The organism is Methanoculleus methanifontis, assembly GCF_030464365.1.
GTDB classification, from domain to species: Archaea; Halobacteriota; Methanomicrobia; order Methanomicrobiales; family Methanoculleaceae; genus Methanoculleus; species Methanoculleus methanifontis.
Genome location: NZ_VCYI01000002.1, coordinates 220,212 through 228,592, shown reverse-complemented (window position 1 = coordinate 228,592; position 8,381 = coordinate 220,212). Strand labels below are relative to the sequence as shown.

10 protein-coding genes are annotated in these 8,381 nt (G+C 64.8%); 4 read left to right on the top strand and 6 right to left on the bottom strand.

Annotated elements, in window-relative coordinates; genetic code table 11:
- Positions 1-356 precede the first annotated feature (356 nt).
- On the bottom strand, positions 357-683 hold the full coding sequence (gene eif1A, locus FGW20_RS02650; protein WP_301676547.1) for a translation initiation factor eIF-1A: 327 nt from the start codon (positions 681-683) through the stop codon (positions 357-359).
- Between the two features lie 200 nt (positions 684-883).
- Between eif1A and FGW20_RS02645 the strand changes: the two genes are divergently transcribed.
- Together FGW20_RS02645 and FGW20_RS02640 are read left to right on the top strand one after the other, a co-directional pair.
- Entirely contained in the window at positions 884-1,549 is a 666-nt protein-coding gene (locus FGW20_RS02645; RefSeq protein ID WP_301676542.1) for a DUF2238 domain-containing protein, read from the top strand.
- An 88-nt stretch (positions 1,550-1,637) separates the two neighbouring features.
- Positions 1,638-2,522 (top strand): metallophosphoesterase, encoded by an 885-nt coding sequence (locus tag FGW20_RS02640; protein ID WP_301676541.1) that lies wholly within the window; start codon positions 1,638-1,640, stop codon positions 2,520-2,522.
- Between the two features lie 2 nt (positions 2,523-2,524).
- Here the strand turns inward: FGW20_RS02640 and FGW20_RS02635 are convergent, their stop codons facing one another.
- Positions 2,525-3,355 (bottom strand): restriction endonuclease, encoded by an 831-nt coding sequence (locus FGW20_RS02635; protein WP_301676540.1) that lies wholly within the window; start codon positions 3,353-3,355, stop codon positions 2,525-2,527.
- A 118-nt stretch (positions 3,356-3,473) separates the two neighbouring features.
- Between FGW20_RS02635 and FGW20_RS02630 the strand changes: the two genes are divergently transcribed.
- The gene (locus tag FGW20_RS02630) at positions 3,474-4,418 is read left to right on the top strand and encodes a ketopantoate reductase family protein (protein WP_301676539.1); all 945 of its coding nucleotides are present in this window, start codon (positions 3,474-3,476) and stop codon (positions 4,416-4,418) included.
- 4 nt (positions 4,419-4,422) lie between these two features.
- On the opposite strand, the gene FGW20_RS02625 is transcribed toward FGW20_RS02630, so the two are convergent.
- The 4 genes from FGW20_RS02625 to FGW20_RS02610 all read right to left on the bottom strand — a co-directional run bounded on the left by FGW20_RS02625 (position 4,423) and on the right by FGW20_RS02610 (position 7,220).
- Positions 4,423-4,602 carry a hypothetical protein gene (locus FGW20_RS02625; RefSeq protein ID WP_301676538.1) on the bottom strand — a complete coding sequence of 60 codons (180 nt, stop codon included), beginning with the start codon at positions 4,600-4,602 and terminating at the stop codon, positions 4,423-4,425.
- A 323-nt stretch (positions 4,603-4,925) separates the two neighbouring features.
- Entirely contained in the window at positions 4,926-5,201 is a 276-nt protein-coding gene (locus FGW20_RS02620) for a pro-sigmaK processing inhibitor BofA family protein (protein ID WP_301676537.1), read from the bottom strand.
- A 56-nt stretch (positions 5,202-5,257) separates the two neighbouring features.
- Positions 5,258-5,806, bottom strand: coding sequence for a transglutaminase-like domain-containing protein (locus FGW20_RS02615; protein ID WP_301676536.1), 549 nt, complete (start codon positions 5,804-5,806; stop codon positions 5,258-5,260).
- 181 nt (positions 5,807-5,987) lie between these two features.
- A complete protein-coding gene (locus FGW20_RS02610; protein ID WP_301676535.1) occupies positions 5,988-7,220 on the bottom strand; it encodes a BaiN/RdsA family NAD(P)/FAD-dependent oxidoreductase in 1,233 nt (410 codons plus the stop codon).
- 95 nt (positions 7,221-7,315) lie between these two features.
- Between FGW20_RS02610 and FGW20_RS02605 the strand changes: the two genes are divergently transcribed.
- Positions 7,316-8,356, top strand: coding sequence for a DUF2341 domain-containing protein (locus FGW20_RS02605; RefSeq protein WP_301676534.1), 1,041 nt, complete (start codon positions 7,316-7,318; stop codon positions 8,354-8,356).
- The last annotated feature ends 25 nt before the right edge of the window (positions 8,357-8,381 follow it).

Below are 8,381 nucleotides of genomic sequence, written 5' to 3'. Positions count from 1 at the left end.
CACCTTGCGGTGCTCGAGCTCGGTTCCTGATGGAACATCGCACTTCACACCTTGCGGTGCTCGAGCTCTGTTCCTGATGGAACATCGCACTTCACACCTTGCGGTGCTCGAGCTCTGTTCCTGATGGAACATCGCACTTCGCGGCTTCGCGCTCTTCGCGTGAGACCGTATTGGTATCTTCGCCCATCAACTCACGCGAAGTGCGAGCGCAGCGAGCTTGAGCACCGCCAGGTGCGGGCCGCGAAGAACGCAAAGGGAAGTCAATGGGTTGACCTCTTGAAAACTACCTCAGCCATTTTAGCGAAGTACTGTGCCCGATCTCCCGGCGGGTGGAGGGTATGGAGTAAAAAAGGATATCAGAGATACCGGTTCTTCCGGAGCCATTCCACCTGGGGCCTCGTGTAGCGGTAGACGACATCGCACTTCTCGTCCTGGAAACTCCACGGGACGACCACCAGAACGTCTCCTTCCCGGATCCAGACCTTCTTCTTGATCTTGCCCTTGATCCGCCCGACGCGTGTCACCCCGTCGAAACAGCGGATCTTGATATGGTTTGCCCCGAGCATCAGTTCGGCGCTTGCGAACATCTCCCGGTTCTTCTTGTTCGGCAGGCGCACGCGGATAACCTCATCCCCCGATCCTTCTCCGTTGGACCCGGGTTTGCGCTTCGTAGGATCTGTCAGTTCATCAACCCCATGTTCCAGAGTATCCGGTCGTTTGTATGACCAATTTATACGACTGCTAGGATATCAAATATTCTCCCGTAAGCGCAACGAGCGGTGGTCTCGCTCTGGTTGACTGCAACGACGCCCCGGCGGAACCCCCGGAGATCGCCTCCGGGGCGGTTATGTATATCTGCCAGGAGTATCCACCCGACGTCCCCATGGCATGCTCGAACCCCCTGCGCGGGATCTATCTCACCTACACCATCCAGGGCCTCATACTCCTCGCCGCGGCCTTGAGCATCCTGGCAGGAGAGTACTTCCTCGGGCTCTCGGCAACCTTCGCGTTCCTCCTGACGATGACACCGTCCTTCATGACGAGAAACCTGCGCCTCTGCCTCCCCTGGGAGATCAACCTCCTCGTCGCCGTCTCCTTCTATATCCATGTCATGGGGCACATCGGGGAATACTACGTCACCCTCGCGCCCTACTACGACAAACTGGCTCATCTCGTCGCCTCGGTCACCGTCGGGCTTATCGCCTTCTTCCTCGCGCTCCTCGCCGAACACCAGGGAGATGTCCGGCTGACGGGTCCAGCCACCGCCCTCTTCATCCTGATCTCGACGCTCGCGGCAGGGGCTGTCTGGGAGATCTATGAGTTTGTGGTCGACCAGGTCTTCGGCACGAACCTCCAGCTCGGCAACACCGATACCATGTGGGATCTCGTCGTCGATCTCGTCGGCGGCGTGATCGTCGCCGCCTTCGCCGCTATCGTCCTCGCAAGGGGCGAAGAGCACCGGTTTATCCGGTCCTTCGCCGAACCGTCTTCCGGTGCGGAACCCCCCGATATCGTGGGCGATCCGATCGATCCGGCTCGCAGCCGCTGAACCGGGCGGATCCGATCCTGCGGATCGTATTTATATCCGGAAGGTCGAATAAAATACAGTGAATCTGAAAGCCCCCAACGCGCGACATATGGCGATATTCATGCTCATCGTGCTTCCTTCCATGACTGGCTACATGGCCTGGGAAGCACGGGCCGTCGAGGTGACCGTCCTCTCGATCGACGGCGCACCCAAAGGCATCGTCTATATCACCGACCCCCACGTCAGGGCGTCCAACATCGACCATGTCCGGGAGGTGATCCGCGAGGTCAACCGCCTGAACCCCTCGCTCGTCCTGATCGGCGGCGACTTCGTCACCGGTGAAGAGGAAGACTTCGCCTCCCAGGAGGTCTGGAGGTCGCTCGACGCCCCGGTCTACGCCGTGCTCGGGAACCACGACTACCGGGTGGGGATCGACGGCCCGACGGGCATCGAGAGGACGGTCGCCACCTGGGCATCGGCCGTGACCGCCGTCGACGGCTACGACGTCTCCGCCTTAAACGACGGTTCCGCCGATATCGCGTTTGCCGACGATCTCACCGCGGCGCTGGAAGAGAACGGAGTCCATGTCCTCAGGAACGATTACGCCCGGGTTCCCGTCGGGGATGAAGAGATCGTCATCGTCGGGGTCGACGACGGATGGGCCGGGATGGCGGACCCGCCCGAGGTTCCGGCAACGGACGCGTTCACCCTCTACCTCATCCACGAACCCTCGTGCCGGGCAGACTGGGACGCCGACCTCATCCTCGCCGGCCACACCCACGGCGGCCAGTTCCTCTTCCCGGTCGTCAACCAGCTCAACGACTTCGGCGTCCTCGAACTTGCCGGCCTCTTTGACGGGGACGGGAAGACGCCCACCTACATCTCCCGCGGGGTCTGCACCTCGAGTGTTGCGGGAGTGGAGCTCCGGTTCAACTGCCAGCCCGAGATCGTCCTCATCAACCCGACCGAGGAACAGCTCCGGGCGATCGCCTGATCTCATGGTTCGAGGATGGCACGCGCCCGGCCGGCGATCAACAGCACCTCCTTGAGAGGGATGCCCGCGTCGCGGGCGATGGCCGCGGCGTCGCCGTAGGCGATCTGTTTTGCCGTGACGAACCCGGCGGCGCCCAGCCTGGCGGAGACCGACCGGCCCACCCCGGTAACGATCGTTACCGGGTAGGACTGCGTCTCCTCGATCATCGCCCGGAGGTTCTGCTCCTCCGGGTAGTCCCACCCGATATGCCCGATCCCCCGGCAGGTGGCGTAGCGCTTCGCGTGTGCGGAAAGTTTGGTGTTGCAGACGATCAGGGCACCGTCGATCGAGACGGTGCACCGTCCCGACCGGAACCCCTCCTGGAGGTCCTCGACGATCGCCCGGGCGATCCGGCCTTCGTCGAGGCCGGTCACCCGGTGGTGGCTTGCGTGGTGCTTCACCTCGACAAAGAGGGTGGTGCCGTCTTTCTCTGCGATGGCGTCCACCTCGTGCTCCCCGCAGAGTCCAGCGAGGATGCACCCGGTCTCCACCCGGTAGCCGTGCTCACGGAGCAGGACCCGCACGAACTCCTCAAAATCCGGTTTGGAGCGCAGAAGGCCAAGTGCTCTCCGGAGGTTCGTCCGGTGGCTGACGGCGGGGCGGACGGCCTTTGCCCGGGCCCGGATCATCCGGAGGACGGTTCTGGTCTTCACGCCGTCCGGCACCGACTCCTCGATCTCGTGGGCGATCCGTTCGGCCTCCTCCGCGCCGACGCCCATGTTCCGGAGCGTCCGCTGCACCCTCCCCCGGTCGAACGGCTGGCGGCGGCCGTCGACCTTCGTGACGTGCTTCATCAGGTATGATACCTCAGCACCCGGGACGAAAAGCGTTCGCTATCCGGTTTCCGGGGCCTCCGGGCCCGTGATACCGCACCGTTATCACCCCCGGGATCCAACAGCAACTACGGGAAACATGGGGTCACTAAAACGCCCGACCGTCCTGATCCTCGGCGCGGGGGCGGTCGGCCTCGCGCTCGCGGGGAAACTGGGGAGCGTCGCAACAGTCTACGCGGCCTGCCGGCCGGTGCATGCCGGCGCAATCCGGGAACGGGGGCTCGTGATGGAAGGCGTCTGGGGAGACGGGACCGTCAGGGAGGTTATACCGGTCACGGGGCCGGCCGACGTTCCGCCGGCGATTGACTTCGTCATCGTCACCGCGAAGGGCACCGATACCCGGGCGATCTGTGAGGAGTACGCCGGAGTGATCCGGGGCCGGCCGACGGTAAGCCTCCAGAACGGGATCGGCAACGAAGAGGTCATCGCGGGGTACACCGATACCGTCATCGGCGGAACCGTGACGACGAACTTCTCGGTCCTGGGCCCGGGGCACGTCCGGGTCTTGAGCGAGAGCGCCCCGATGCGGCTCGGGGTCTGGTCGGGCGATGCCGGCGAGGCTCTTGGGGAGTTGACCGGGATCGTCCGCTCCGCCGGGATCCCGGTCGAGGCCGAACCCGATATCCGCGCCGGCAAGTGGGGGAAAGCCCTCCTCAACATCGCGGTGAACCCGATCTGCGCTCTTCTCCGCGCCCCGGTCGGGGTGGCTGCCGACGAGGAGATCCGCGGGATCGTCGACGGCCTCGTCCGCGAGACCTTCGCTGTCGCCGGTGCCGAAGGGGTGCGGCTCCCCTGGGCGACCGTCGACGACTACCTCGCACACCTCTTCCGCGTGCAGGTGCCCGACTTCGCTGCGGTCTACCCCTCGATGTACCACGACCTCCGGCTGGGCCGCCGGACGGAGATCGATCTCCTCAACGGCTACGTGGCACGCCTCGGGGAGCGCCACGGCATCCCGACACCGCAGAACCGGTGCATCGCCGCCCTCGTCCGCTGCGCTGAGGCGCACCCGGACTGGCGGTGACGCATCACTCCCCGCCCACCTTCGCAGCGAGCCGCCGCGCCGCCTCTTTTGCTTTTGCTTCCGTCGTCCAGAACCCGGTCTTTCCGACGGGGGTCCCTTCCCGGTCGTAGAGCTCTACGTAGTAGCCGCCGTCCTGGCGGGAAAACCGGACTTCGCCGACGATGCCGGGGCCGTATTCCTGCATGCTCAAGTCTTATCGGCAGAGGGTTATGATGGTTCCGCGTCCGTGCGCCACCCCGCAGTGATGATCCTCACCGTATACTACTCCGGCGAGGGGCATACGGAGAAGGTGGCAACGGCGCTCGCAGAAGAGGTCGGGAGCCGGCTTGCGAGGAGAGAGCCGGTCTCGGAAGCGGCGATATTCAGGATGCCGACGGCGACGTTCCTGGTCGCGGGGTTCCCTCCTGCATCAACGCGCAGGCCACGAACGCCGCGGGAAAGCCCTTCCTGGTTCCGGGGCGGTTCGGCCCGACGATCGCGGGGGTTGCCGCTCCGGCCGCGTAGTCCTCAGAACGTCAGCGGTATCCCGAGGAGGTGCAGCACCGCCGTGATGATGACGCCGAATATCCCGCCGATTGCGCATATCAGGACGGTGATGATGTTGATCGGGATGTCGGGCCGGCCGAAGAGTTGCATCAGATCAAGGAGGTTGATGAGCCAGAGCAGGATCACGCCCACGACGGCGTTTATGATGAGGGTGGTGACGCTTTTCACGACCTTATAGAGGATGAATGCAAGGACGATCACCAGGATCAGAGCCAGGAGTCCCGTGAGTAAGCTCATACCGTTCATATGACGCACGTAGTATTGAACGTTCCTGCGCGGGGGGGCAACGGCCGTCAAAGGTAGCCCAGCGACTCGAAGACGGGCTGAAAACAGACTCCTTCGCCGATCTTTACGCACCGCACCGCAGGATCTCCTTCGTAAGCGCCCATCGTCCGGCCGTCCCCGAGTTCGACCCAGTCATGGATGGCGACGCCCTTCCCGAGGATCTCGACGTGGAGGGCGTTTGTCCGGAACGCCTCCGTATCCCAGATCATGATACCGTGAACCGGCCGGGCGGCAACGCCGTTCCGGCGGAGCACCTCTGTCCTGAGGAGCGCGAGATCGGTGCAGTCGCCCACCCCGGAGGCAAGGGTCGCGTTGAGGCCGACCGGGAAGAGGCGGGGGGCACCGTCGACGTGGGCGAACGTCGTCCGGCTCACCTGGTCGATGAAGGTATCCCCGGTACCTCCCGCAAGGGGTTCTGAGAGGAGGGCGATCCCATCCTCCCCTGCTTCGCCGACGGTGCCAAACCCGCTGCCTCCTCCTCCGCCGTCATAGATCAGGTATCCCTGAGGGATGAGAAGGGAGAGGAGGAAAATCGCGTTAAGAATGTCCCAAACCACGTTATTTTCCCAATATATTTTAATGAAGTCCCCGATATATCAGGACTTCTATTTTAGTCGAGGGGATATATATGACAGATATGCGATTTGCCGGGGTACGATCGAGAAAAGAGGTTAGAGCGCGCATCACGCGAGAGATGGGTCTCGGGGTGCAGGATCGGGAGAACCAGGAGGGTTGAGGTCACCGGGAGGCGTAAATACCGGTGATACGCCGTGCGGCGAGCGCTGCGGTGGAGAACGCGGCCTGGAGGTTGTAGCCGCCGGTGTCGCCGTCGATATCGAGCGCCTCGCCGATGCAGTAGAGGTTTTCGACGGTCTTTGACGCCATCGTTTTGGGGTTGATCCCCTTGATGGCAACCCCGCCCCGCGTCACCATCGCTTCGTTGAACCCGCCGAGCCTCGCCACCCGGAACGGGAACTCCGCGAGCGATGCGGCAAGCGCGTTCCGGGCCTTCTTTCCGAGCTGAGCGCAGGTCTCATCCGCCGGAACCCCGGCGAGGTCGAGCAGCCGCCGGACGAACCGCTCGGGGAGGGCAAGACCGCAGAGGACGGTCTTCACCTGCCGGCCCCCGCCCGCCGCGACCGCGTCGGTGAGGCGCTTTCGCACCTCTTCTGCGGTCATCCCGGAGAGGAACGTGACCCGGAGTTCGTCGCCCGGCCGTACGGCACGGGAGAGGTCGAGGATCCCCGGGCCCGAGAGCCCGGTGTGCGTGAAGAGGAGGTCGCCGGTACGTTGGCGGGCGCGTTTTCCGTCGCGGTAAACGGAGAGAGTGAGGTTCTGAAACGAGATCCCGGCAAGGTCGGCGAACGGGTAGTCTTCGACGTAGACCGGGGTCAGCGCCGGGGCAACCTCTGTCGTCGGCTGCCCCAGGGCCCGGGCGAAGGCGTAGCCGTCACCGGTCGAGCCGGTGGCGGGGTAGGAGGCCCCGCCGGTGGCGATGACGAGGGTGGCGGCCCGGACGGCGCCCGTCTTCGTCGTGACCAGGAACCCGTCACCGTCGCGCTCGACGGCCAGGACGGGGTCGCTAGACCGGACTTCCACCCCGCGAGCGGCGCACTCCGCGAGGAGGACGGCGAGGACGTCGGCGGACTTCCGGGTCTCCGGGAAGACCTTCCCCCCGGGCTCGGTCTCCATGCGAAGACCCCGGTCGGTGAAGAACGCGATGAGATCCCGGTTCGTGAAGTTCATGAGCGCGGGCCGGAGGAACGCCCCGTGGTCGCCGTAACGGGAGAGGAAGTCGGCGATATCGCCCGCGTGGGTGATGTTGCACCGCCCCGACCCGGCAATGAGGAGCTTTTTGCCCGGCGCGGGCTTTTTCTCGAAGAGGACGACGTCCCCCCCGGCTCCTGCCGCCTGCAGGGCGCAGAAGAGCCCGGCGGGGCCTCCCCCGATGATCGCGATGGTCTCGTTCACGGTACTGATCGGTGCTCTCCCGGGGAGCATCAGTATTGGGGTGCGGCGGCCGCTAGATGGATATAGGAGCGGGTTCCCACGGGGGGCGGATTACCATGGGTGCCATCTGGATCGTTCTTATCGGAGGGGGCGCCGCACTGCTCCTCGCGGCCGGTACCGGGGCGGCTGCAGATCTTCCGCACCCCGCCGTCCCCGTTGCGCCCGACGTGACCCCGCGGTACTGGTCGGCCGACGATACCGCCGGGGTCTTCGCCCACCGCCAGACGATCTCGGTCGAGAACCCCTCCGACGTCGACGGGCTTGCGGTCTCCTTCAACGCCACATACCTCCCGGGGATGCGGCCGGACTTCGCCGATATCCGGTTTACGGGTGCTGACGGGACGCCCGTCCCCTACTGGATCGAGAACGTGACCGCCGGGTCCCACGCCCGCGTCTGGCTCGCCCTGCCGGCGAACGCGACGGCGGTCACGATGCTCTACGGCAATCCCGAGGCCCGGGACGCCGGCGACCCCGACGCGGTCTTCCTCTTCTTCGAGGACTACGAGCGCGGCAACCTCTCGCGGTGGTCGTTCTGCGGTTCGAACGCGCTCGTTCAGTCCGACATCGTCCGCGACGGTGCATATGCCGGGGACATCAACGTCTCCGAGCCGGACCTGCGCCACCTCGCCAACAACCGGATCTGCCTTGCAAACATCTCGGCGGGCCCGCTGGTCATCGAGGGCGACTTCCGGGTCAGCGAGTTCGGGAAGTGGTGCGGTTCGGGCTACATCCAGGCCTGGAACGGGACCGACCACCTGTATGCCCTCCACCTCCGGAACGGCTCCGTGCAGCACTACGACGGCGTCCACCGGAACTTCTCCGCCGACGCTCCTGCCGGAACAGATACCTGGTACCACGTCAGGGTCGTTCTGGATACACCAAACGCCACCGAACATGCCTGGATGGACGGCGAGTACCTGGGTAGCGCACCCATGCGGTTTTCCGACGGATCACCGGTGCCGGAGGATGTGATCTTTGACGACTTCGCGCTGATCGGGTCTTCGGCGTGGTACTCCGGCGATCCGCACCACTTCTACGCCGACAACGTCGTCGTCAGGCGGTACGAGCCCGCCACGCCGGTGCTTTCCTACGGGTGAGGGGGCGGTTCGGGGCCCTGATGGG

Excerpts from the sequence above, each read along its gene's own strand:
- FGW20_RS02645 (WP_301676542.1), top strand. The coding sequence starts at position 884 with ATGGCATGCTCGAACCCCCTGCGCGGGATCTATCTCACCTACACCATC.
- FGW20_RS02640 (WP_301676541.1), top strand. The coding sequence starts at position 1,638 with ATGGCGATATTCATGCTCATCGTGCTTCCTTCCATGACTGGCTACATG.
- FGW20_RS02635 (WP_301676540.1), bottom strand. The coding sequence starts at position 3,355 with ATGAAGCACGTCACGAAGGTCGACGGCCGCCGCCAGCCGTTCGACCGG.
- FGW20_RS02630 (WP_301676539.1), top strand. The coding sequence starts at position 3,474 with ATGGGGTCACTAAAACGCCCGACCGTCCTGATCCTCGGCGCGGGGGCG.
- FGW20_RS02625 (WP_301676538.1), bottom strand. The coding sequence starts at position 4,602 with ATGCAGGAATACGGCCCCGGCATCGTCGGCGAAGTCCGGTTTTCCCGC.
- FGW20_RS02620 (WP_301676537.1), bottom strand. The coding sequence starts at position 5,201 with ATGAGCTTACTCACGGGACTCCTGGCTCTGATCCTGGTGATCGTCCTT.
- FGW20_RS02605 (WP_301676534.1), top strand. The coding sequence starts at position 7,316 with ATGGGTGCCATCTGGATCGTTCTTATCGGAGGGGGCGCCGCACTGCTC.